Here is a 21741-nt window from a genome sequence, read left to right on the forward strand (position 1 = left end):
CATCAGCGCTTACCAGCCCTTGGTCTTGGGCTGCTGCGCCGCGGGCCGCTGCCCGCCCGGCTCGCCGGTGGGCGCCTTCAGCGGCGGCGCCGCCGCGATCGGCGTCTGCGGGTACAGCTTCTGCCAGCGCGCCTTCAGGCCCTTGGCGATCTCTGCCTGGTTGTAGCGCTCGGCAAAGTCGATCACGGTCATGCCCTGCTGGTTCTTCAGGCGCATGTCGGCGCCCTCGTCCAGCAGCAGCTTGACGGTCTCGATATGGCCGCCGCGCGCGGCCATCATCAGCGGCGTGGTGCCGTTGGGGCTTTCAGCGTCGATATAGGCGGCATGGTCGACCAGGTACTTGACTACGTCGTTGTGGCCATTGGTGGCCGCATAGTGCAGCGGGGTCCAGCCGGTCTTGTTGATCTCGGCCTCCATCTCGTCGACCATCAGCTTGACCATGTCCAGCTCACCCTGCAGCGCGGCCATCATCAGCGGGGTCTCGCCGGCCGGGTTGGCCTTGTCGAAATCGATGTCCTTGGCGCGGATCAGCACCGTGGCCGCCTTCAGCGACTTCTCGCGCAGCGCCAGCACCAGCGCCGGGTTGCCGCGGCTGTCCACCAGATTGGGATCGACGCCCTTGGCCAGCAGCTTCTTGACGGTGTTGGCGTCGTCGAATTCGACGGCCTTGCGCATGTCGTCGGCAGGCGCGGCCTGCGCCAGCGTGGCGGCGGCCAGCGCAAGGGCGCCGGCAGCGCGTCGGGCAAACTTCATGTCAAACATGCGATTCCCTGTCAATATGCTTGAATAGCTTGAAGAAATTTTCCGTCGTCTGTTCCGCGACCTGTTCCACAGGGACCCCGCGCAGCTGCGCGATGAACTCGCCCACATGGCGCACCCAGGCAGGTTCGTTGGTCTTGCCGCGGTATGGCACCGGCGCCAGGTAGGGCGAATCGGTCTCGATCAGCATGCGCTCCAGCGGCACCTTGCGCGCGGTTTCCTGCAGGTCGGCCGCGCTCTTGAAGGTGACGATGCCCGAGAACGAGATATGGAAACCCTCATCCAGCGCCTGGCGGGCGACGTCCCAGGTCTCGGTGAAGCAGTGCATCACGCCGCCGGCCTCGCGCGCGTTCTCTTCGCGCATCAGGCGCAGCGTGTCGTCGGCGGACGAGCGGGTATGGATGATCAGCGGCTTGCCGGTCTGGCGCGCGGCGCGGATATGGGTGCGGAAGCGCTCGCGCTGCCATTCCATGTCGGCGATGCTGCGGCCGTTCAGGCGGTAGTAGTCCAGCCCGGTCTCGCCGGTGCCGACCACGCGCGGGTGGGCGGACAGCTCCACCAGGCGCTCCAGCGTGGGTTCCTCGCCCTCTTCGTAGTCCGGGTGCACGCCGACCGAGGCGTACAGGTTGGGATGCTGCTCGGCCAGCGCCAGCACGCGCGGGAAGTCTTCCAGCGTGACCGAGATGCACAGCGCATGCGTGACCTGGTTGGCGCGCATGTTCTCCAGCAGTTCCGGCAGGCGCGCGGCCAACTCGGGGAAATCGATATGGCAGTGGGAATCGACAAACATGGGGAATCTCTGTTGGCGGGTGGCTCAGTCCACGCGGCGGCCGACGATGATCAGGTCGCGCTCGACACCGTCGAGCACGGCAACGCGCGGCAGGTCGCCCCAGCGCGTAAAGCCCAGCGACGCGAACAGGCCCAGGCTGGGCGCATTGTGGCCGAAGATAAAGCCGAGCAGCGTGTTCACCCCGACCCTGGGCGCATGGTCGATGGCCTGTTGCAGCAGGTAGCGGCCCAGCCCCTGGCCGCGGCGCTGCGCGTCCAGGTAGATCGACACCTCGGCGGTGGCGCCGTAGGCCGGGCGGCCGTAGAAGTCTGAAAAGCTCATCCAGCCGGCCATGCGGCCGTCGGCATCCTCGCACACCCACAGCGGGCGGCGTTCAGGCTGGTGGGAATCGAACCAGGCCTGGCGCGAGGCCACGGTGACCGGTTCGGTATCGGCGGTGACCATGCGCGAGGGCACGGTGCCGTTATAGATGGCGACGATGCCCGGCAGGTCGCGGGGCTCGGCAATGCGAAGTGAAAAATTCATTGAAAATCAAAATATTGTGAGAACAACCTCACAACGTTCATAAAGTTTGCGTGGGGCGCCCGGACTCCAGCATCTTGCCCAGGATCTCCTCCACAGCGCGGCGCAGGTTGCGCCCGTTGTCGTCGTCGGGGAAATGCACGCCGACGCCGGGGGTCTTCATCGGCGTGCCCGCCGGGGTGATCCAGGCCACATGGCCCGCGATCTGGTATTTCTGCGGCCGGTCCAGCAGCGACAGCACCAGGAACACCTGCTCGCCCAGTCGGAACGGCCGGTTCGACGGCACGAAGATGCCGCCGCGCGCCAGGAACGGCATGTAGGCCGCATACAGCCCGGCCTGGTCCTTGATCGACAAGGACAGCACATTGGGGCGCGATGCCGCCCCGCTGCCGGTTGGCGCAGCGGGCGGTGCGCCGGCGACTGCTGTGTTCATGGTTGACCCCCTGAATGACGGTGCTGCTTGTTGTTATGGCTTATTTTGACTGCCAGGCGTACTACCGGAACAGCTGGCGGTATTCCAGGAATACCGCTTCCATCACCAGCCGGGCCGCCAGCGGATGGTTCTCGCTGCGGCGATGCGCGGTCAACCGGGTGGCAAAGGCCTGCAGGCGGTGCGCGTCGGTGGCCCCGGCGCAGCGCGCCAGCACCGCCCGTTCCTTGGGCAGGTACCGCGGCGTGGCGCTGCCGTCCAGGCGCAGCGTCAGCAGATCGTACGTCCAGCGCTGCAGGATGCCAAGCACGGCAGGCACCGGCAGCTTCTGCAGTTGCTCGGCCGCCGCGGAAGCGTCGAAGGCGGCGGCGGCGCCGAGCTGGCCGACCAGCCAGCGCTGCAGCGGCTGCTCCTCGGCCTCGGCCGCATGCAGCGCGGTCAGCGGCGAGCCGCCGGCCAGCGCCAGCTGGGCCTCGGCATCGGCCACGCCCTGGCCGCGCAGCCAGGCCAGCGAGGCCTCCGGCGTCGGGCGCTGGGCCGAGAACTGGCGGCAGCGCGACAGGATAGTCGGCAGGATGCGGTCGAGGCGGTCGGTCACCAGCAGGAATACGGTGGACGGCGGCGGCTCTTCCAGCGTCTTCAGCAGTGCGTTGGCGCCCTCGGTCTGCAGCGCATCGAGCGGATAGACCACCACCACGCGCAGCCCGGCCCGGTGCGTGCCCACGCCCACGGCCTCGATCAGCGCGCGCACCTGCTCCATGCGGATGATCTTGCTGGGCGCCTTCCTCTTGCCGCCCTCGTCGGTCTCGGCCTCGGCCGCGGCGTCCAGCGCCTCGGGCCGCACCACGGTGAAGTCCGGGTGGTTGCCCTGGCTGAACCAGTGGCAGGCGGCGCACTGGCCGCAGGGCTGGCCGTCCGGCAGCGGCGCCTCGCACAACAGCCCCTGCGCGAAATGCAGGGCCAGGTCGCGCTTGCCGATGCCTTGCTGGCCATGGATCAGCAAGGCATGCGGCAGCCGTTCACGCAGCGCGCCAAGCCGTTGCCAGTCTTCCTTCTGCCAGGGATATAGCATGTGAATCAGTGGGTTAGCGATCTAACTTCAAGTTTTACCTGTGATAGCCATGCGATTGCGAATTGCGCAATGGCGCGGCATTCACACCTATCACGTCAGCCATATATCGGCCAAAAATCAGATAGTTGCGATGATTTTTTCAAGTTCATCGCGAATGTCGGCAATGCTGCGCGTGGCGTCGATCACCCGGAAGCGCTGCGGCGACTGGGCCGCGCGGCGCAGGTATTCATCGCGGGTGCGCTGGAAGAACGCGCGCGATTCGGATTCGAACCTGTCAGGCGCGCGTGCGCCGGCCAGGCGCTCGCTGGCGGTTTCCAGCGGCACGTCGAACAGCAGCGTCAGATCCGGCTGCAGGCCGCCCTGCACCCAGTCTTCCAGCACTTCCAGGCGCTCGGTGGCCAGGCCCCTGCCCCCGCCCTGGTAGGCGAAGGTGGCGTCGGTGAAGCGGTCGGAAATCACCCACTTGCCGCGCTCCAGCGCGGGTGCGATGACCTCGGCGATATGTTCGCGCCGGGCCGCGAACATCAGCAGCGCCTCGGTTTCCAGGTGCATCTTGCGATGCAGCAGGATCTGGCGCAGGTCTTCGCCCAGCGAGGTGCCGCCGGGCTCGCGGGTGGTGACGACGCCGGCAATGTCGCTGCGTGCGCGCAGGCGGTCGGCGACCCAGTCGATATGGGTGCTCTTGCCGGCGCCGTCGATGCCTTCAAACGTGATGAATTTTCCGCGCATGGAATGCCTATTTGCCGCGCTGGTACTTGTCGACCGCGCGGTTGTGTTCGGGAAGCGAGTTGGAGAAATGGCTGCTGCCGTCGCCGCGGGCGACGAAGTACAGTGCGTCGGATGGCGCCGGCGTGGTGGCCGCCGCCAGCGAGGCCAGCCCCGGCAGCGCAATCGGCGTGGGCGGCAGGCCGGTACGGGTGTAGGTATTGTACGGGTTGTCGGCCTGCAGGTCGCGTTTGCGCAGGTCGCCGTCGAAGCCATCGCCCAGGCCGTAGATCACGGTCGGGTCGGTCTGCAGCATCATGTTCTTGCGCAGCCGGTTGATGAACACGGCGGCGATCATCGGGCGTTCGGCGGCCTGGCCGGTTTCTTTCTCGACGATCGATGCCATCACCAGGGCCTCGTACGGGGTCTTGTACGGCAGGTCGGGCGAGCGTGCGTTCCAGGCCTCGTTCAGGCGCCGCTGCATGGCACGGTAGGCGTGCTTGTACAGGTCGATATCGCTGCTGCCGCGCGCGAACAGGTAGGTGTCCGGGAAGAACATGCCTTCGGGCGAGGTCTCGGCCGCGCCGATTGCCTTCATCAGGTCCGCATCGGACATGTCCCGGGTGTCGTGCCGCAGCGCCGGGCTGGCGTCCACGGCGGCGCGCATCTTGCGGAATTCCCAGCCCTCGATCACCGTGACCACATAGTGCGTGACCTCGCCGCGCGCCAGCTTGCCGATGATCGACAGCGGCGTGGCGCCGGTCGCGAATTCATAGCCGCCGGCCTTCAGGTCAGGCCCGTGGCCGGTCAGGCGCACCAGCAGCATGAACAGCCGCGGGTCCATGCCGACGCCGCCGCGCTGGATCTGGCGGCCGACGCTGGCGACGCCGGAATTGGGCTTGATCACCACTTCCACGGGTGACTTGCTGAGGGGCAGCGGGTGATTGGCCCACCACGCGAACGCGCCCGCGGCCGCCAGCGCGAACACCAGGATGGCCAGGCCAAGACTAAGGAAAAATCGTTTCATGTATCAGGGATAGGGGCGGCTGACCGGATCCGTCGGAGGGCTTGCGCGCCACCGCTTGCCGCCACGTGCTGCCGGCGCCGGCCGAAAATCTCATAGCCCCATATAATAACCGGCAGCCTCGCACCGACCATGCGCCGCGGCGCCGGCGCCGCTTGACGGCCCGCCCGGCACGGCGCACGACCGGCGCCTTCCCTCTCCCGAATTGCCTCAACGATTGCCACGCAATGCCAGTGATGAATGCCCAAGCCCAGGAACTCGCCGCAAACCTTGAAGCCTTGAGCGGCAGCGGCATCGTCTGCAGCCCGCCCGGGCTTGGCCTGGTCCGTGTGGCCGGCGACGATGCCGGCAGCTTCCTGCACACCCAGCTGACCAATGCGGTCGAAGACCTGAAGGCCGGCGCGGCCCGCCTGGCGGGCTATTGCTCGCCCAAGGGGCGCCTGCTCGCCACCTTCCTGATGTGGCGCGATGTCGAAGGCATCGTGCTGCAGCTGTCGGCCGACATCCAGGCCCCGGTGCAGAAGCGCCTGTCGATGTTCGTGCTGCGCGCCAAGGCCAAATTGTCCGACATCACCCCCACCCATGCGATCCTCGGCCTCGCCGGGGCCGGCGCTGCCAAGGCCCTGGCCGCTGCGGGCCTGCCCGTGCCGGAGGTCGCCTTTGCCGTGGCCGAAGCCGACGGCATCACCGTGATCCGCCTGCCGGATGGCGCCGGCCAGCCGCGCTGGCAGCTGGTGCTGCCGGCCGAGCGCGCCGAGGCGGTGCGCGCGGCACTTGCCGCCTCGCTGCAGGATGCGACGCCCGCGCTGTGGGACTGGCTGGAAGTGCAGTCGGGCCTGCCGCGCATCGTCGCGGCCACGCAGGAGCAGTTCGTGCCGCAGATGATCAATTTCGAACTGGTGGGCGGGGTCAATTTCCGAAAGGGCTGCTATCCCGGCCAGGAAATCGTCGCGCGCAGCCAGTACCGCGGCACGCTCAAGCGCCGCATGTGGCTGGTGCAGGGTGAAGGCGAAGTGCCGGCGCCCGCGGCTGAAATCTACCGTCCGGAAGATCCGGGCCAGCCGTGCGGCATGATCGTCAACGCCGCACCGGCGCCCCAGGGCGGCTGGGCCGGGCTGGCCGAGCTGAAGATCGATGCCGCCGCCAGTGCGCTGCGCCTGGGCAGCGCCGAGGGCGCGGCAGTGGCTACGGCCACCCTGCCCTACGAGGTGCCGCTGGGCGAGGCCGCCCAGGCCGCTGGCTGAAACCCACAGGACCTGCCATGAGCGATCACCTCTACGTCTATTTCCGCGTCCCGGAAGCCGTTGCCGCCGAGGCGCTGCCGCACTGGCACCGCTGGATGGAGACTGTCGCCGAAGCAACCGGAATTGGTGGTACGCTGATGCGCAGGCCGGAAACCCGCGCCGGCGTGCAGACCTGGATGGAGTGCTATCCCGACGTGCCGCCCGCGTTCGATGCCACGCTGGAAGGCCTGTGGCGGCAGAGCGGGCTGGACCAATGGGTCGATGGCGAGCGGCGGGCCGAGCACTTTGTCGACCTGGACGTGCTGTAGGCGTCCATGCCGTTGGACTGAAGTACGCCGGGTGCCACTGCAGCCACCCCGGCGGCAAAGGAAGCAAAGCGATGTGTCTGATCCTGGTTGCCTGGCAATCCCACCCCGACTATGCCCTGGTCGTCGCCGGCAACCGCGATGAATTCTATGTCCGCCCCGCGGCGGCCGCGCACTGGTGGCAGGATGCACCGCAGGTGCTGGCCGGGCGCGACCTGGCGGAAGTCATCGGCGAGCCCGGCACCTGGATGGGCGTCAACGCCGACGGCCGCTTCGCGGCACTGACCAACTACCGCGCCCCGTCCGAAAAACGCACCGACGCGCGCTCGCGCGGCGAGCTGGTGGCCGGTTTCCTGCGCGGACGCGAGGCGCCGTTCGACTACCTGGACGGCCTCGCCGGCGAAGACGGCCGCTACAACGGCTTCAACCTGCTGGCGAGCGACCTGCGTGAACTCTGGTGGTACAGCAACCGCGCCGCCTCGCGCCAGCCGCAACGGCTGCGCCCGGGGCTGTACGGCCTGTCCAACGCCCTGCTCGACACGCCCTGGCCCAAGGTGCGCAGCCGCGTGGGCGCGCTGGCCGAAGTGCTGGCCGCCGACAGCGGCCAGGCCAACGCCAGCGCCGAGCCCTACCTGCAAATGCTCGCCGACGAGCGCCAGGCGGCGGATTTCGAACTGCCTGCCACGGGCGTGGCACCGGAATGGGAAAAGCTGCTGTCGTCGGCCTTCATCCGCTCGCCGCTGTACGGCACGCGCGCCAGCACGGTGCTGCGCGTGCGCCACGATGGCCGTTTCGACCTGAGCGAGCGCAGCTTCGACGCCGACGGCCGCATCGGCGACGTCAACTTCCACGGCAAGCTGAACCTGCAACGCGACACCGGCATCGTGCCAGCGCCGCGCTGAGGCCCGCTGGAACCGAGGATTCCGGCGCTCAGCCGGCCAGCCGCTTGCGCATCTCCACGTGCGGGATGCCCGCCTCTTCGAATTCCGGCCCCACCTGCGCAAAGCCCACGCGCGCATAGAATGGCGCCGCGTGCGTCTGCGCATTGAGCACCAGTTCCGGGTAGCCAAGCGCTTCAGCCTTGCGCATCAGCGCGTCCAGCACCATTGCACCGACACCGGTGCCACGCACGGACTGCAGCACCGCCATGCGCCCGATATGGCCATCCGGCAGCAGCCGTCCGGTGGCCACCGGCGTGCCATCCTCGGCCAGCGCCAGCGCGTGCCAGCTCGGCTCGTCCCACTCATCCCATTCCAGTTCCACCGGCACGCATTGCTCTTCGACGAAGACGGTGTAACGGATGGCGCGCGCGCGTTCGCGCGCTTCGGACCAGGGGCAGATCAGGACAGTGATGGACATGGCGTGTGGAATCAGGCGCTTGGAGAACGATTGCGTCGGGCAGGGGATGCGGACGGGCGCCCATGATACGCCAGTGTCGCAGTGACCGTCGATGCACCAAAGCGGATCACTCGCCGCATCTCCGCTCTTGAAGTTGCACCATATCAGGGTTTGCCCGGGGTCGGCAGCGTCCTAGCAAATTTGTATGATGACCTGATTACCGAATAACCCGGGAAGCTGCCGTGTTCCAGAAAGTCCCTGCCCGCGCCCTCACCGACAATGTCGCCGAACAACTGCTGGACAAGATCCAGAGCGGCGCCTTTGCCCGCGGCGACAAGCTGCCGACCGAGGCGGTGCTGTCCGGGGAATTCGGCGTCAGCCGCACCGTGGTGCGCGAAGCCATCTCCCGGCTCAAGTACGAAGGCGTGGTGGAGTCGCGCCAGGGCAGCGGCGTGTTCGTGACGCTACAGGCCGGCATCCGGCCGCTGCGCATCGACTACACCGAAACCGGCACGCTGGAATCGGTGCTGCAGATCGTCGAACTGCGCCGCGCGATCGAGGCCGAGGTGGCCGCGCAGGCCGCCCGCCGCCGCACCGATGCGTCGATGGCGGCCATCGACGCCGCACTGGCCCGGCTCGACGAAGAGGTTGCGCAAGGCGGCGACGGCGTGGCCGAAGACGTGGCCTTCCACCGCGCCATCGCCGAGGCCACCGGCAACCCGTATTTCCTGAAGACGCTGGCCTTCCTCAGCCAGTACCTGGAAGCGGCCACGCGCGTGACCCGCACCAACGAGGCGCGCCGCGCGGACTTTTCGCGCCAGGTGCGTGAAGAACACCAGGCCATCGTCGCCGCCATCCGCGCCGGCGACCCGTTGGCCGCGCGCAATGCCGCGCAGAACCATATGTACAACGCCGCGCACCGTCTCGCCCAGCTGGGTGCGGACGAGAGCGGCGAAGCGCACGGCGCCGCCAACTGACGCGCGCGCAAGCCCGAACCATCGAATTATCCGTATCTGTTTCAGGAGTCCCTTCATGTCCAGGAATATCGGCGTCATCGGCCTTGGTGCCATGGGCTTTGGTGTCGCGCAGTCGCTGCTGCGTGCCGGCTTCAACGTGCACGCGTGCGACCTGCGCCCCGAAGTGCTGCAGCGCTTTGCCGATGCCGGCGGCGTGCCGTGCGCCTCGCCCTCCGAGCTGGGCAGCCGTTGCGACGTGGTGCTGACGCTGGTGGTCAACGCGCAGCAGACCGAGGCCGTGCTGTTCGGCGCCAACGGTGCCGCGGCCGCGATGCAGCCGGGCAAGCTGGTGATCGCCAGCGCCACCGTGCCGCCGGGCTTTGCCGAGGCGCTAGGCCGCCGGCTGGCGGAACAGGGCCTGCTGATGCTGGACGCACCGGTCTCCGGCGGCGCCGCGCGCGCCGCCAGCGGCGAAATGACCATGATGACTTCCGGCCCGGCCGAAGCCTACTCGCTGGCCGAGGACGTGCTGGCCGCCATCGCCGGCAAGGTGTATCGCCTGGGTGCCGCGCATGGCGCGGGCTCCAAGGTCAAGATCATCAACCAGCTGCTGGCCGGCGTGCATATCGCCGCGGCCGCCGAAGCGATGGCGCTGGGCCTGCGCGAAGGCGTGGACCCCGATGCGCTCTATGACGTGATCACGCACAGCGCGGGCAACTCGTGGATGTTCGAGAACCGCGTGCCCCATATCCTGAAGGGCGACTACACGCCGCTGTCGGCGGTCGACATCTTCGTCAAGGACCTGGGCATGGTGCTCGACACCGCGCGCCACAGCAAATTCCCGCTGCCGCTGTCGGCCGCCGCGCACCAGATGTTCATGATGGCGTCGACCGCCGGCCATGGCGGCGAGGACGACTCGGCCGTGATCAAGATCTTCCCGGGCATCGAACTGCCGGGCAAGGCTGAATAAGGGGGAAGCGAAGATGACTGCAGGCACCCTCGCCCATCGCCCGCTGTTGGGCTGCATCGCCGACGATTTCACCGGCGCCACCGACCTCGCCAACACGCTGGTGCGCAATGGCATGCGCACCGTGCAGACCATCGGCCTGCCCGACGTGGGCGCCGTGCAGGACATTGGCGAAGCCGATGCGCTGGTGGTGGCGCTCAAGTCCCGCACCATCCCGGCCGTCGAGGCCGTGGCCCAGTCGCTGGCCGCGCTGCAATGGCTGCGCGCGCAGGGCTGCCGCCAGTTCGTGTTTAAGTACTGCTCCACCTTCGACTCGACCGATGCCGGCAATATCGGCCCGGTGGCCGAGGCGCTGCTGGCGGCACTGGACAGCGACTTCACCATCGCCTGCCCGGCCTTCCCCGAAAACGGCCGCACCATCTTTCGCGGCCACCTGTTCGTGGGCGATGCGCTGCTCAATGAATCGGGCATGGAGCACCATCCGCTGACGCCGATGACCGATGCCAGCCTGGTGCGCGTACTGCAGCGCCAGAGCAAGAACAAGGTCGGGCTGCTGCGCTACGACGCGGTTGCGCGCGGCGCGCATGCCACCGCCGAGCGCATCGCTGCGCTGCGCAGCGACCGCGTGCGCATGGCGATTGCCGATGCGGTGTCCGACGCGGACCTGTTCACGCTGGGCGAGGCCTGCGCCAACCTGCCGCTGATCACCGGCGGCTCCGGCATCGCGCTGGGACTGCCCGAGAATTTCCGCCGCGCCGGCCTGCTACCGCAGCGCGGTGACGCGGCCTCGGTGCCGGCCATCGACGGCCCGGGCGTGGTGCTGGCCGGCAGCGCCTCGCGCGCGACCAATGGCCAGGTAGCACGCTGGCTGGAGCAAGGCCGCCCGGCGCTGCGCATCGACCCGCTCGCGCTGGCACGCGGCGAAGCCGTTGCCGACGCGGCGCTGGCCTTTGCCGACGGTCATGGCGAACCGGTGCTGATCTACGCCACCTCCAGCCCCGACGAAGTCAAGGCCGTGCAGGCCGAACTGGGCGTCGAGCGCGCCGGACACCTGGTCGAACAGTGCCTGGCCACGGTTGCCGCCGGGCTGCTGGCACGCGGCACGCGCCGCTTCGTCGTGGCCGGCGGCGAAACCTCCGGCGCGGTGGTGCAGGCGCTGGGCGTGCGCGCCTTGCGTATCGGCGCGCAGATTGCACCGGGCGTGCCGGCCACCGTCACGCTGGATGCCAAGCCGCTGGCACTGGCGCTCAAGTCGGGCAACTTCGGCGGCCCGGATTTCTTTGACGAAGCGCTGCGCCAGCTTGGAGGTCACTGATGAGCACCGAAAGCAAGCTGCGCGAAGAGATCTGCCGCATCGGCGCCAGCCTGTACCAGCGCGGCTATACCGTGGGCTCGGCCGGCAATATCAGCGCGCGGCTGGACGACGGCTGGCTGATCACGCCGACCGATGCCTGCCTGGGGATGATGGACCCGGCCGCGGTCGCCAAGGTGGCCACCGATGGCAGCTGGGTCTCCGGCGACAAGCCGTCCAAGACGCTGATGCTGCATCGCGCGATCTACGACAACAACCGCGAGGCGCACGCCGTGGTGCATACGCACTCGACGCACCTCGTGGCCCTGACGCTGGCCGGTGTCTGGCAACCGGACGACGTACTGCCGCCGCTCACGCCCTACTACGTGATGAAGGTCGGCCATATACCGCTGATTCCCTACCATCGCCCCGGCGATCCGGCCGTGGCCGCGCGCGTGGCCACGCTGGCCGCGCAGGTGCGTGGCGTGCTGCTGGAGCGCCTTGGTCCGGTAGTGTGGGAATCCAGCGTCTCGCGCGCCGCGTTCGCGCTGGAAGAACTGGAGGAAACCGCCAAGCTATGGATGACGATGAAAGACACGCCGGGCTTCGCCGCCCGCGCTGCGCTGCCCGACGGCGCACTGACTGAGCTGCGCGACGCCTTCCAGGCGCGCTGGTAACAACCGCTTTTCCCCGATAAACGACGGCTTCACCCAGCGCGGTTGCCTTGCGGCCACCGTGCGGGGGACGCGCATGCCTGCAGTCCGCGCGCCGCCGCATTAGACCCACCACCATACCCGGAGACCACCGTGAATCCAAACCAACCGGCGGCAAGCGTGCCCGCCCTTGACAGCCTGGGCGGCAACGCCCGGCTGGATACCGAAGCCCAGATCGAAAAACGCGCCTACAGCAAGGTGTTCTGGCGCGTCATGCCGTTCCTGATGCTGTGCTACGTGGTCGCCTACCTGGACCGCGTCAATGTCGGCTTCGCCAAGCTGCAGATGGGCCAGGACCTGGCCTTCTCCGAAACCGTGTTCGGCCTCGGCGCCGGCCTGTTCTTTATCGGCTACTTCCTGTTCGAGGTGCCCAGCAACCTGCTGATGCATCGTATCGGCGCGCGCATCTGGATCGCGCGCATCATGATCACGTGGGGCATCATCTCGGCGCTGTTCCTGTTCGTGAAGACGCCGACCCAGTTCTACGTGATGCGCTTCCTGCTCGGCCTCGCCGAAGCGGGTTTCTATCCCGGCGTGATCCTGTACCTGACCTACTGGTTCCCGGCCAACCGCCGCGGCAAGATGATCGCGCTGTTCATGTCGGGCATCCCCATCGCGGGCATGTTCGGCAATCCGCTGTCGGGCTGGATCATGGACGCGTTCAACGGCACACACGGCATGCGCGGCTGGCAATGGATGTTCCTGCTCGAGGCCCTGCCCGCGCTTGTGATCGGCGTGGTGACGGTGTTCGTGCTGCGCGACGGCATCGACAAGGCGCCGTGGCTCGACGCCGATGAAAAGCGCGTGCTCAAGCGCAATATCGAGGAAGACCAGCGCGGCGCCCATAACGCCGCCAGCGCCGCCGGCAAGGCCCACGGCCACTCGCTGGGCGCGGTGTTCTCCGACCGCCGCGTGTGGTGGATGTGCCTGATCTACTTCTGCTTCGTCACCGGCCAGTACGCGCTGACCTTCTGGATGCCGACGCTGGTGAAGGCCAGCGGCGTGACCGGCAACCTGAACATCGGCCTGCTGTCGGCGATCCCGTTCATCTGCGCCGTGATCGTCATGAACATCCTGGGCCACAGTGCCGACGCACGCCGCGAGCGCCGCTGGCACCTGATCGTGCCGGCGCTGATGGGTGCCACGGGCTTTGCCATTGCGGCCTCGTTCACCAACAATACAACGGTGGCCATCGCCGCGCTGTCGCTGGCCGCCGCCGGGGTGCTGACCTGCGCGCCGCTGTTCTGGTCGCTGCCGACCTCGTTCCTGTCGGGCATTGCCGCCGCTTCCGGTATTGCCGTGGTGAATTCGGTGGGCAACCTGGCCGGTTTCGTGTCGCCGTACATGGTCGGCGCGCTGAAGGACATGACGCAAAGTACGCAGCTGCCCATGTACGTGCTGTCCGCGATCCTGGTCGTCGGCGCAGTGCTGGTGTGGCTGACGCCCGCTAAACTGGTCAACCGCTGATCCTGGCCGGCCCGCTTTCGACGTAGTCTCGATCGGGCCGGATCCGTACCACCGCTTTGGAGTTCCGAATGCCGCGCTTCGCCGCAAACCTCTCGATGATGTACAACGAGCACGCCTTCCTGGACCGCTTTGCCGCAGCCGCGGCCGACGGCTTCCGGGCGGTGGAGTTCCTGTTCCCGTACGAGCACGCCGCCGCCGAGCTGCGCGCGCGCCTGGACGCGAACGGCCTCACACAGGCACTGTTCAACGCGGCGCCGGGCGACTGGGCAGCAGGCGAACGCGGCCTGGCCGCCCTGCCCGGGCGCGAGGCGGATTTCCGCGGCACCATCGGCCGCGCGCTGGAATACGCCGGCGTGATCGGCAATGACCGCATCCACGTGATGGCGGGCCTGATCCCTGCCGATGCCGACCGCGCGCGCTGCCGCGCCACATACCTCGAGAACCTCGCCTTTGCTGCCAACGCTGCCGCCGCCCAGGGCGTGACCGTGCTGATCGAGCCGATCAACACGCGCGACATGCCGGGCTATTTCCTGAACCGCCAGGACGACGGCCAGGCTATCTGCAAGGAAGTCGGCGCGGCCAACCTGAAGGTGCAGTTCGACTGCTACCACTGCCAGATCGTCGAAGGCGATGTCGCGATGAAGCTCAAGCGCGACATCGCGGGCATCGGCCATATCCAGATCGCCGGCGTGCCCGAGCGCCATGAGCCGGACGTGGGCGAGCTGAACTATCCCTACCTGTTCGAGGTCATGGACACGCTCGGCTACGACGGCTGGATCGGCTGCGAATACCGCCCGCGCGCCGGCACCTCGGCCGGCCTGGGCTGGCTCAAGCCCTACCTGGGCCGCTGATCGCGACCAACCCCAAGAACAACCGCTCCCATCCTGCCATGAACGTACTGATTACCGGCGGCGCCGGCTTCCTCGGCCTGCAACTCGCCCGCCTGCTGCTGCAACGCGGCACCCTGAACCTGGACGGCCAGCCCGTGGCCATCAAGCGCCTGACGCTGCTGGACGTGGTGGCGCCGCAAGGCCTGGACGATGCGCGCGTGCGCGTGGTCACCGGCGACCTGTCCGACCCGGCCGTACTGCGCCAGGCCATCGACACCGACACTGGCGCCGTGTTCCACCTGGCGGCCGTGGTCAGCGGCCAGGCCGAGGCCGACTTCGACCTGGGCATGCGCGTCAACCTGGACGCCTCGCGCGCGCTGCTGGAAACCTGCCGCGAGCTGGGCCACCAGCCGCGCGTGCTGTTCACCAGCTCGGTCGCGGTCTACGGGGGCCAGTTGCCGCCGGTGGTGCAGGACGATACCGCGCTGAACCCGCAATCGTCATACGGCGTGCAGAAGGCCATCGGCGAGCTGCTGCTGTCGGACTACAGCCGCCGCGGCTTTGTCGACGGCCGCGTGCTGCGCCTGCCGACCATCAGCGTGCGCCCCGGCAAACCCAATGCGGCGGCCTCGTCGTTCGCCAGCGGCATCATCCGTGAGCCGCTGTCTGGTGTTGCTGCCAACTGCCCGGTGGCACCGGAAACGCCGCTGTGGCTGCTGTCGCCGCGAGCGGCCGTCGCGGCACTGGTCAATGGCATCGAACTGGCCGGCGAACGGCTGGGCAACCGCCGCGTGGTGAACTTGCCGGGGTTGTCGGTCACGGCTGCCGGCATGATCGAAGCCCTGCGCCGCGTGGCGGGCAATGCCGTGGCGGACCGCGTGACGTGGGAGCGCGAAGCGCGCGTGGAGAACATCGTCGGCACCTGGCCGGCGGCGTGGAACGCGGAGCGTGCGCTGGCGCTGGGGTTCCAGAGCGACGCGAGCTTTGATGAGGTGATTCGCGCCTATATGGAAGATGCGGGGCTGGCCAAGTAAGCGAATCTCGCCTCCCTGCTGCGACGGCCCTAATATTTGCTGAGAGCCGCTCCCCTCTCCCGCTTGCGGGAGAGGGGAGCAAACAAGCGGGATTTGAAGACTCGTCGGCACGGAATCACCCCGCCGGCTTCACCACCTCATACCCCTCGATAATCTCCCGCACCGGCCCCGGAATCGCCGCCGATTTCTGCGTGGCCGGGTCCGCGCACACATAGACGATCTCACCGGTAATCAGGTGTTCGTCGCCGCGGAACATCTCCACCCGGAACAGCATGCTCGAGCGCCCCAGGCGCGACATGCGGCCGCGGATTTCCAGCTCGTCGTCAAAGCGCGCCGAGGCGTGGTATTCCAGCGTGGACTTGACCACGAAGATGTCCACGCCATGCGCGTGCAGCACATCTTCCGGATAGCGGATGCCCAGCGCGCGCCAGTACTCGGTCACGCAGATATCGCAGTACGTCAGGTAGTGCGCGTTGAAGACGATCGACTGCGGATCGACTTCGGCCCAGCGCACGCGCAGCGGGATACTGTGGCGAAAATCCTCTTTGGCCATCGGCCTGGTCTCCTTGTTTGTCGTGGCTTGTCAAAGCACCAGGCCGCCGGCCCGCCGGACAGGACCGGCAGGCGCGGCGGCCTGGATCGATGATGGCGGCGGCAGGCTGATTGCGCTTACTGTGCCTTGGCCAGCCCCAGCTTCTCGATGATCGCCTTTTCCTTCTTGACGGTCTCGGCCGCAAACTGCGCGTATTGCTGGCTGTTCATGTAGTACGGCTCCATGTCGAACTTGGCCAGCGATTCGCGGTAGTTGGGCATGTCCATGGCCTTCTTGAAGGCGTCATGCAGCTTCTGCACGATCTTCGGATCGGTGCCCTTGGGCGCGACCAGGCCGAACGGCGAGGTCTGCACGATGCCGATGCCCAGTTCCTTCAGCGTCGGCACGCTGGGGAAGCGCGCCGAGCGCTTCTCGCCCCAGGTCGACAGCAGGCGCAGCTTGCCCTGCTCAACGTACGGTGCCCATGCCGGCGTGTCGGCCACCGACATCACGTGGCCGCCCAGCAGCGCCTGCATCGACTCGGAATTGCCCTTGTAGGGGATGTGCGAGAACTGCACGCCCTGCTTCATCGCCAGCTCTTCCATGGTCAGGTGCAGCGTGGTCATCGAGCCCGGCGAACCGTAGGTCAGCTTGCCCGGATTGGCCTTGGCGTAGGCAATGTACTCCTGCATCGTCTTGATCGGCGAATCGGCCGGCACCACCAGGCCGAACGAATAGCCGGCGAGGTTGATGATGTAGTTCAGGTCCTTGACCGGGTCCCAGTTGATCTTGGTGGTGTACGGCAGGCGGTAGACCGGCATGGCGACCTGGGCCAGCGTGTAGCCGTCCGGCGCGGTGGACTGCATCATCTGCGCGGGCAGCACGCCACCCGCGCCGGGCTTGTTCTCGACGATCACGGGCTGGCCCAGGATCTTGGAGGCGTTGTCGGCGAGCACGCGGAACGGGATATCCGTGGAGCCGCCGGCGGTGTAGCCGATCACCAGGCGGATCGGGCGCTGCGGGAACTTGTCGGCCTGTGCCTGGGCGGGCATGGCGGCAAGGCCCAGTGCCGCGGTGGCGGCGGCGATGCCCGCGCGGGCGATGAAGTGGCGGCGTTGCATTTGACTATGTCTCCTTGTGCTGCAAGTCACTGCTGAAAATGGAAGGCCAGGGCCGGTGCGGCCCTGACCGTGGCTGCTGGTCTAGTTGTGCGGTGTGCCGAACGCGGCGCGCAGCGCGGCAACGGCCTCGGCATGTGCCTGCGCCACCGCCGGCACGAACCGGCCCAGCTTGAAGAAATCATGGATCATGCCGGGGTAGTCCGCCAGCGTGGCGGCCACGCCGGCGGCGCGCAGCTTCTCCGCGTAGGCCACACCCTCGTCATGCAGCGGATCGTAGCCGGCCACGGCGATCCAGGCCGGGCATGTGCCGCGCACCTCGGCGCCGGCGCCGCCGCCATCCAGCGGGGCGAAACGCCAGTCGTCGCGGCTGGCTTCCCGGTCCAGGTACTGGGCAAAGAACCAGCGGATCATGTCCGCCGTCAGCAGGTAGCCATCGGCCAGCGCGCGGTGCGACGGCGTGTCCTGGCGTGCACAGGTGCCGGGATAGATCAGCAACTGCAGCACGGGCGCCAGGCCCGCATTGCGGGCCTCCACGGCACACGCCGCGGCCAGCGTGCCGCCGGCGCTGTCGCCACCCACGGCGATGCGCGCCGGGTCGGCACCGAGCCGGCCGGCTTCGGCGAAGACCCAGTGCAGCACATCGAAGGCGTCGTTGGCCGCCGTCGGGAAACGCCATTGCGGCCCGAGCCGGTAGTCCACCGACAGCACCATGCAGTCCGCCTGGCCACACAGCAGCCGGCACAGCGGATCGTGCGAATCGACGCTGCCGACCGTGAAGCCGCCGCCATGGAAATACACCAGCAAGGGCAGCGGCTCGGTCCAGCTGGCCTCGCGCGGGGTGTACAGCCTGAGCGGGATGGCGTGGCCGTCGCGCGCCGGCGCCAGCAGGTCTTCCGCCATATACACGGGCGGCGGGTTGATATCGAGGATCGGCGCGCTTTTCTCGTAGGCGATCTTGGCGTCCTCGGGCTCCATCGCGTGGATCGGCGGCCGCTTGGCGCGCGCGATCAGCTCCAGCAGCGCGGCCACCTGCGGGTCGAGCGGGCTGGACGGCAGGCCGGGCGTGGCGGGCGCATCAGGGCTGGAAGACGGTGCGGCGGACATAGGGAATGACGCGGATCCGGAGCCGGTGCCAGCGGCGTGCAGAAGTTCTGCGCGTCGCCCGCATCGGGACAAGTTCGAATTGTGAACGATCGTTCGATTTTAGTATGATGCCAGATGTTCCAGGTGCCCGGCAGTACGAGATAACCCCGAAAAGTCGCTGTCAGCCTGCCACGCGGCAAGTTTTTGCGCGATGATCGGCTGAAGCGGTCCCGAGGGCTCCGGAAACGCAGTAGTGCAGGTCCATTGAAACCCAAGACAGCGGGCCTGGCGAGCATCCGCTCCAGGCCCGTGCAAAAGACAATTTGGCGGCAGATCCCGGCAGGAGACAAGCAAACATGGCGTTTATCTACTATCTGACCCACATCCACCTGGATTTCGGCGCGGTAAGCCTGCTCAAGTCCGAATGCGAGCGCATCGGCATCCGCCGCCCGTTGCTGGTGACCGACAAGGGCGTGGTCGCCGCGGGAGTGGCGCAGCGTGCCATCGATGCAATGCAGGGCCTGCAGGTTGCGGTATTCGATGAAACCCCGTCGAACCCGACCGAGGCCATGGTGCGCAAGGCCGCCGCACAATACCGCGAGGCCGGCTGCGACGGGCTGGTGGCAGTGGGCGGCGGCTCGTCGATCGACCTCGCCAAGGGCATCGCCATCCTGGCCACGCATGAGGGCGAGCTGACCACCTATGCCACCATCGAAGGCGGCAGCGCCAGGATCACCGACAAGGCGGCGCCGCTGATCGCGGTGCCCACCACCTCGGGCACCGGCAGCGAGGTGGCGCGCGGCGCCATCATCATCCTGGACGACGGCCGCAAGCTGGGCTTCCATTCCTGGCATTTGCTGCCCAAGTCCGCCGTCTGCGACCCGGAACTGACGCTGGGGCTGCCGGCCGGGCTGACCGCGGCCACCGGCATGGATGCGATCGCGCACTGCATCGAGACCTTCCTGGCCCCCGCCTTCAACCCGCCCGCGGACGGCATTGCGCTGGACGGGCTGGAGCGCGGCTGGGGCCATATCGAACGCGCCACCCGCGACGGCCAGGACCGCGACGCACGCCTGAACATGATGAGCGCGTCGATGCAGGGCGCAATGGCGTTCCAGAAGGGGCTGGGCTGCGTGCATTCGCTGTCGCACCCGCTGGGCGGGCTGAAGATCGACGGCCGCACCGGCCTGCACCACGGCACGCTCAACGCGGTGGTGATGCCGGCGGTGCTGCGCTTCAACGCCGATGCGCCCACGGTGGTGCGCGACGACCGCTACGCACGCCTGCGCCGCGCCATGCACCTGCCCGACGGCGCCGATATCGCGCAGGCCGTGCACGACATGACCGTGCGCCTGGGCCTGCCCACCGGGCTGCGTCAGATGGGTGTCACCGAGGACATGTTCGACAAGGTGATTGCCGGTGCGCTGGTCGACCATTGCCACAAGACCAACCCGAAAGAAGCCAGCGCCGCGGATTATCGGCGTATGCTTGAGCAGTCCATGTAGCACACAGCGGCTTCCCGCCGGTCAGACCGACCAAGCGGCTGTCCGGCGGCCCTCCCTCCACAGCGCAGGAGACAACATGAGCGGCGAGCACTTGCAGGTAGTCCATGGCGATATCACCCGGATGGAAGTCGATGCCATCGTCAACGCGGCCAATAGCGGCCTGTTGGGCGGCGGCGGCGTCGACGGGGCCATCCACGGGGCAGGCGGCTCCGCGATCAAGGAGGCCTGCCGCGCGATCCGCGACACGCAGGGCGGCTGCCCCACCGGCGAGGCGGTGATCACTACCGGCGGCCACCTGCCGGCGCCATACGTGATCCACGCGGTCGGGCCGGTCTGGCAAGGCGGCGACCAGGGCGAGGACGAACTGCTCGCCAACGCCTACCGCAACAGCATCCGGCTGGCGGCGCAGCACCACCTGCGCAGGCTGGCCTTTCCCAATATCAGCACCGGCATCTACGCCTTCCCGCGCGAGCGCGCGGCGGATATCGCCATCGCCGCGGTGCGCGAGGCGCTGGCCGCGGCGCCGGAGATCGAGCAGGTCACCTTCGTCTGCTTCGACGACGAGAACTACCGCCTGTACCGCGAGCGCTTGTCCTGAGACGGATCGCGGGGCATGCCCCGCGATCTCCACCGCCTGCGTCAGAACTTGTGGCGCAGGCCCACGCGCAACACCGCCTGGCTGTCATCGGCCGACGGACGCACGCCGTTGATCGCGGCCACCGCGCGCTTGCCGGTGGAATCGATCCCCGAGGCCTTCTGGTAGATCGCCATCGCGTAGACATCGGTGCGCCTGGACAGGCTGTAGTCCGCCCCCAGCACGAACTGCCGGTAGCTGGCGTCATTGATGCCGCTGCCCCTGGCATAGTCCGCGGCCACGCCCATCAGCAATGCCGGCGTCACCTGGTACTTGAAGCTGACTTCCACATTGTTGAAGGTCGCGGTGCCGCGATAGCCGAACGGATTCGGGCCGGACGACAGGTCTCCCAGGTCCTTGAAGCGCGTGTTGGAGTACGTGGTCCCGACCGTGGCCGCGCCGAAGCTGTACGCCGCGCCCGCGGCAAAGACTTCCTGCGAGCGCGCCGACGCGTAGCCCGACTGCACCGGCGAGCCGATATTGGTCAGCGTGTTCAACGGTGCCGAGCCGGTGGTGTTGGCCGTGACACCGGTGCCGTAGAACGAGGTATTGGGGTTCCTGACGTTCAGGTAGCCGATGCCGAGCAGCAACGGCCCGCTGCCATAGCCCGCGCCCAGCGACCAGATCTGGTTGCGCGCCGGGCTGCCCGCCACGCCGCCCAGGCTGTAGACCCCGCCAAAACTCAGGCCGCCGTAGTTCTGGCTGCGGAACTTGATGGCGTTGTTGACCCGGGCGGAGTTGTTCAGGTTGTCGATATCGCCGGGGTGGGCGTTGTAGAAGCCGCCCCATTGCGCGCCGATGTTGAGCGGACCGACAAAATCCACCACCGAGTCGTACTGGCGGCCCATGGTCACCGTGCCGTAGTTGCCGGACAGGCCGACGTACGCCTGGCGCCCGAATATCAGGCCGCCCTGCCCCAGCTTGCCGCTGCTGGCGTCGAAGCCGTTTTCCAGCACGAACAGCGCCTTCATGCCACCGCCCAGGTCCTCACTGCCGCGCAGGCCGAAGCGGCTGGCCTGGATCACGCCGCTGACCAGGCCAAACTGGTGATGGCCACCGGCGTTGTTGTTGTAGGTCAGGCCTTCATCGACGACGCCATAGAGGGTCACGCTGCCCTGTGCGCAAGCCATCTGCGCGAATCCGCCGATCAATGCAAAACCTGCAAGCTGCTTTTTCATTCTGTTTCCTCCGTCTATGAATTTGTTGCCGCACCTGTTGATTCGCGTCCCTCGCATATGCGCCGACTGGGTGCGGGCCCTCCCGGAACTGCCTTCGAAAACCACTGCAACGACACCTGCGGAGGGATTCCGCCCGCGTTTCGCTGGCGATGGGCGTGACAAAGCCGCTCACGCCGTGAGCACGGCTTTGCGCCGCTGGCGCAAAGCCGAACATCCACCCCTGGAAAAATCAGAACCAAGA

The 21741-nt window shown here is 67.7% G+C and carries 24 protein-coding genes; 12 read left to right on the forward strand and 12 right to left on the reverse strand.

Annotated features, from left to right (window positions below):
- Positions 1-9 precede the first annotated feature (9 nt).
- The 7 genes from AC3WRR_RS10195 to mltG form a co-directional block, all read right to left on the reverse strand.
- Positions 10-762: an ankyrin repeat domain-containing protein gene (locus AC3WRR_RS10195; RefSeq protein ID WP_010809998.1), complete on the reverse strand. Its 753-nt coding sequence runs from the start codon at positions 760-762 to the stop codon at positions 10-12.
- Positions 755-1549: a TatD family hydrolase gene (locus AC3WRR_RS10200; protein WP_010809999.1), complete on the reverse strand. Its 795-nt coding sequence runs from the start codon at positions 1547-1549 to the stop codon at positions 755-757. Before AC3WRR_RS10200 ends, AC3WRR_RS10195 begins: the two co-directional genes overlap by 8 nt.
- A 24-nt stretch (positions 1550-1573) precedes the next feature.
- Positions 1574-2074 carry a GNAT family N-acetyltransferase gene (locus tag AC3WRR_RS10205; protein ID WP_010810000.1) on the reverse strand — a complete coding sequence of 167 codons (501 nt, stop codon included), beginning with the start codon at positions 2072-2074 and terminating at the stop codon, positions 1574-1576.
- 37 nt (positions 2075-2111) lie between these two features.
- Positions 2112-2504 carry a PilZ domain-containing protein gene (locus AC3WRR_RS10210; RefSeq protein WP_010810001.1) on the reverse strand — a complete coding sequence of 131 codons (393 nt, stop codon included), beginning with the start codon at positions 2502-2504 and terminating at the stop codon, positions 2112-2114.
- Between the two features lie 61 nt (positions 2505-2565).
- Positions 2566-3573, reverse strand: a complete 1008-nt coding sequence (locus AC3WRR_RS10215; RefSeq protein WP_492296852.1) for a DNA polymerase III subunit delta' — start codon at positions 3571-3573, stop codon at positions 2566-2568.
- A gap of 117 nt (positions 3574-3690) precedes the next feature.
- Complete coding sequence (gene tmk / locus AC3WRR_RS10220; protein ID WP_010810003.1) at positions 3691-4302, reverse strand: dTMP kinase; 612 nt, start codon at positions 4300-4302, stop codon at positions 3691-3693.
- 7 nt (positions 4303-4309) lie between these two features.
- Positions 4310-5305 (reverse strand): endolytic transglycosylase MltG, encoded by a 996-nt coding sequence (gene mltG / locus AC3WRR_RS10225; protein ID WP_010810004.1) that lies wholly within the window; start codon positions 5303-5305, stop codon positions 4310-4312.
- Between the two features lie 224 nt (positions 5306-5529).
- On the opposite strand from mltG, the gene ygfZ reads away from it, so the two are divergent.
- From ygfZ to AC3WRR_RS10240, 3 genes are all read left to right on the forward strand, one after another.
- Positions 5530-6546, forward strand: coding sequence for a CAF17-like 4Fe-4S cluster assembly/insertion protein YgfZ (gene ygfZ, locus AC3WRR_RS10230; protein WP_081050197.1), 1017 nt, complete (start codon positions 5530-5532; stop codon positions 6544-6546).
- Positions 6547-6563: 17 nt separating this feature from the next.
- A complete protein-coding gene (locus AC3WRR_RS10235) occupies positions 6564-6854 on the forward strand; it encodes a DUF4936 family protein (protein ID WP_010810006.1) in 291 nt (96 codons plus the stop codon).
- Between the two features lie 71 nt (positions 6855-6925).
- Entirely contained in the window at positions 6926-7753 is an 828-nt protein-coding gene (locus AC3WRR_RS10240; RefSeq protein ID WP_010810007.1) for an NRDE family protein, read from the forward strand.
- 28 nt (positions 7754-7781) lie between these two features.
- Here AC3WRR_RS10240 and AC3WRR_RS10245 read toward each other — a convergent pair whose 3' ends face one another.
- The gene (locus AC3WRR_RS10245; RefSeq protein ID WP_010810008.1) at positions 7782-8210 is read right to left on the reverse strand and encodes a GNAT family N-acetyltransferase; all 429 of its coding nucleotides are present in this window, start codon (positions 8208-8210) and stop codon (positions 7782-7784) included.
- 221 nt (positions 8211-8431) lie between these two features.
- Between AC3WRR_RS10245 and AC3WRR_RS10250 the strand changes: the two genes are divergently transcribed.
- The 7 genes from AC3WRR_RS10250 (at position 8432) to denD (ending at position 15447) form a co-directional block, all read left to right on the forward strand.
- Positions 8432-9166, forward strand: coding sequence for a FadR/GntR family transcriptional regulator (locus tag AC3WRR_RS10250; RefSeq protein WP_010810009.1), 735 nt, complete (start codon positions 8432-8434; stop codon positions 9164-9166).
- Between the two features lie 55 nt (positions 9167-9221).
- Entirely contained in the window at positions 9222-10115 is an 894-nt protein-coding gene (gene ltnD / locus AC3WRR_RS10255) for an L-threonate dehydrogenase (protein ID WP_010810010.1), read from the forward strand.
- Between the two features lie 13 nt (positions 10116-10128).
- Positions 10129-11427 (forward strand): 3-oxo-tetronate kinase, encoded by a 1299-nt coding sequence (otnK, locus tag AC3WRR_RS10260; protein WP_492296855.1) that lies wholly within the window; start codon positions 10129-10131, stop codon positions 11425-11427.
- The gene (otnC, locus tag AC3WRR_RS10265) at positions 11427-12080 is read left to right on the forward strand and encodes a 3-oxo-tetronate 4-phosphate decarboxylase (protein WP_010810012.1); all 654 of its coding nucleotides are present in this window, start codon (positions 11427-11429) and stop codon (positions 12078-12080) included. The genes otnK and otnC overlap by 1 nt, the downstream gene beginning before the upstream one ends.
- Before the next feature lie 129 nt (positions 12081-12209).
- Positions 12210-13583 carry an MFS transporter gene (locus tag AC3WRR_RS10270; RefSeq protein ID WP_010810013.1) on the forward strand — a complete coding sequence of 458 codons (1374 nt, stop codon included), beginning with the start codon at positions 12210-12212 and terminating at the stop codon, positions 13581-13583.
- Positions 13584-13651: 68 nt separating this feature from the next.
- The gene (otnI, locus tag AC3WRR_RS10275) at positions 13652-14434 is read left to right on the forward strand and encodes a 2-oxo-tetronate isomerase (protein ID WP_010810014.1); all 783 of its coding nucleotides are present in this window, start codon (positions 13652-13654) and stop codon (positions 14432-14434) included.
- Between the two features lie 38 nt (positions 14435-14472).
- On the forward strand, positions 14473-15447 hold the full coding sequence (denD, locus tag AC3WRR_RS10280) for a D-erythronate dehydrogenase (RefSeq protein ID WP_011615150.1): 975 nt from the start codon (positions 14473-14475) through the stop codon (positions 15445-15447).
- A gap of 115 nt (positions 15448-15562) precedes the next feature.
- Here the strand turns inward: denD and AC3WRR_RS10285 are convergent, their stop codons facing one another.
- The 3 genes from AC3WRR_RS10285 to AC3WRR_RS10295 form a co-directional block, all read right to left on the reverse strand.
- Positions 15563-16000 carry a YbgC/FadM family acyl-CoA thioesterase gene (locus AC3WRR_RS10285; protein WP_010810016.1) on the reverse strand — a complete coding sequence of 146 codons (438 nt, stop codon included), beginning with the start codon at positions 15998-16000 and terminating at the stop codon, positions 15563-15565.
- Between the two features lie 116 nt (positions 16001-16116).
- Positions 16117-17100: a tripartite tricarboxylate transporter substrate binding protein gene (locus AC3WRR_RS10290; protein WP_011615149.1), complete on the reverse strand. Its 984-nt coding sequence runs from the start codon at positions 17098-17100 to the stop codon at positions 16117-16119.
- An 81-nt stretch (positions 17101-17181) separates the two neighbouring features.
- Positions 17182-18204, reverse strand: a complete 1023-nt coding sequence (locus AC3WRR_RS10295; RefSeq protein ID WP_492296857.1) for an alpha/beta hydrolase — start codon at positions 18202-18204, stop codon at positions 17182-17184.
- Between the two features lie 335 nt (positions 18205-18539).
- On the opposite strand from AC3WRR_RS10295, the gene gbd reads away from it, so the two are divergent.
- Together gbd and AC3WRR_RS10305 are read left to right on the forward strand one after the other, a co-directional pair.
- Positions 18540-19688, forward strand: coding sequence for a 4-hydroxybutyrate dehydrogenase (gene gbd, locus AC3WRR_RS10300; RefSeq protein WP_010810019.1), 1149 nt, complete (start codon positions 18540-18542; stop codon positions 19686-19688).
- Positions 19689-19764: 76 nt separating this feature from the next.
- Entirely contained in the window at positions 19765-20286 is a 522-nt protein-coding gene (locus tag AC3WRR_RS10305; protein WP_010810020.1) for an O-acetyl-ADP-ribose deacetylase, read from the forward strand.
- A 41-nt stretch (positions 20287-20327) separates the two neighbouring features.
- Here AC3WRR_RS10305 and AC3WRR_RS10310 read toward each other — a convergent pair whose 3' ends face one another.
- Positions 20328-21500 carry a porin gene (locus tag AC3WRR_RS10310; RefSeq protein WP_011615147.1) on the reverse strand — a complete coding sequence of 391 codons (1173 nt, stop codon included), beginning with the start codon at positions 21498-21500 and terminating at the stop codon, positions 20328-20330.
- Positions 21501-21741: the final 241 nt, after the last annotated feature.

Source organism: Cupriavidus sp. FW305-3-2-15-C-LB2, assembly GCF_058787575.1.

Excerpts from the sequence above, each read along its gene's own strand:
- AC3WRR_RS10305 (WP_010810020.1), top strand. The coding sequence starts at position 19,765 with ATGAGCGGCGAGCACTTGCAGGTAGTCCATGGCGATATCACCCGGATG.
- otnC (WP_010810012.1), top strand. The coding sequence starts at position 11,427 with ATGAGCACCGAAAGCAAGCTGCGCGAAGAGATCTGCCGCATCGGCGCC.
- AC3WRR_RS10290 (WP_011615149.1), bottom strand. The coding sequence starts at position 17,100 with ATGCAACGCCGCCACTTCATCGCCCGCGCGGGCATCGCCGCCGCCACC.
- AC3WRR_RS10245 (WP_010810008.1), bottom strand. The coding sequence starts at position 8,210 with ATGTCCATCACTGTCCTGATCTGCCCCTGGTCCGAAGCGCGCGAACGC.
- otnI (WP_010810014.1), top strand. The coding sequence starts at position 13,652 with ATGCCGCGCTTCGCCGCAAACCTCTCGATGATGTACAACGAGCACGCC.
- mltG (WP_010810004.1), bottom strand. The coding sequence starts at position 5,305 with ATGAAACGATTTTTCCTTAGTCTTGGCCTGGCCATCCTGGTGTTCGCG.
- gbd (WP_010810019.1), top strand. The coding sequence starts at position 18,540 with ATGGCGTTTATCTACTATCTGACCCACATCCACCTGGATTTCGGCGCG.
- AC3WRR_RS10195 (WP_010809998.1), bottom strand. The coding sequence starts at position 762 with ATGTTTGACATGAAGTTTGCCCGACGCGCTGCCGGCGCCCTTGCGCTG.
- AC3WRR_RS10240 (WP_010810007.1), top strand. The coding sequence starts at position 6,926 with ATGTGTCTGATCCTGGTTGCCTGGCAATCCCACCCCGACTATGCCCTG.
- AC3WRR_RS10210 (WP_010810001.1), bottom strand. The coding sequence starts at position 2,504 with ATGAACACAGCAGTCGCCGGCGCACCGCCCGCTGCGCCAACCGGCAGC.
- denD (WP_011615150.1), top strand. The coding sequence starts at position 14,473 with ATGAACGTACTGATTACCGGCGGCGCCGGCTTCCTCGGCCTGCAACTC.
- AC3WRR_RS10285 (WP_010810016.1), bottom strand. The coding sequence starts at position 16,000 with ATGGCCAAAGAGGATTTTCGCCACAGTATCCCGCTGCGCGTGCGCTGG.
- AC3WRR_RS10295 (WP_492296857.1), bottom strand. The coding sequence starts at position 18,204 with ATGTCCGCCGCACCGTCTTCCAGCCCTGATGCGCCCGCCACGCCCGGC.
- tmk (WP_010810003.1), bottom strand. The coding sequence starts at position 4,302 with ATGCGCGGAAAATTCATCACGTTTGAAGGCATCGACGGCGCCGGCAAG.
- AC3WRR_RS10200 (WP_010809999.1), bottom strand. The coding sequence starts at position 1,549 with ATGTTTGTCGATTCCCACTGCCATATCGATTTCCCCGAGTTGGCCGCG.
- AC3WRR_RS10235 (WP_010810006.1), top strand. The coding sequence starts at position 6,564 with ATGAGCGATCACCTCTACGTCTATTTCCGCGTCCCGGAAGCCGTTGCC.
- AC3WRR_RS10205 (WP_010810000.1), bottom strand. The coding sequence starts at position 2,074 with ATGAATTTTTCACTTCGCATTGCCGAGCCCCGCGACCTGCCGGGCATC.
- AC3WRR_RS10310 (WP_011615147.1), bottom strand. The coding sequence starts at position 21,500 with ATGAAAAAGCAGCTTGCAGGTTTTGCATTGATCGGCGGATTCGCGCAG.
- ltnD (WP_010810010.1), top strand. The coding sequence starts at position 9,222 with ATGTCCAGGAATATCGGCGTCATCGGCCTTGGTGCCATGGGCTTTGGT.
- AC3WRR_RS10215 (WP_492296852.1), bottom strand. The coding sequence starts at position 3,573 with ATGCTATATCCCTGGCAGAAGGAAGACTGGCAACGGCTTGGCGCGCTG.
- ygfZ (WP_081050197.1), top strand. The coding sequence starts at position 5,530 with ATGCCAGTGATGAATGCCCAAGCCCAGGAACTCGCCGCAAACCTTGAA.
- otnK (WP_492296855.1), top strand. The coding sequence starts at position 10,129 with ATGACTGCAGGCACCCTCGCCCATCGCCCGCTGTTGGGCTGCATCGCC.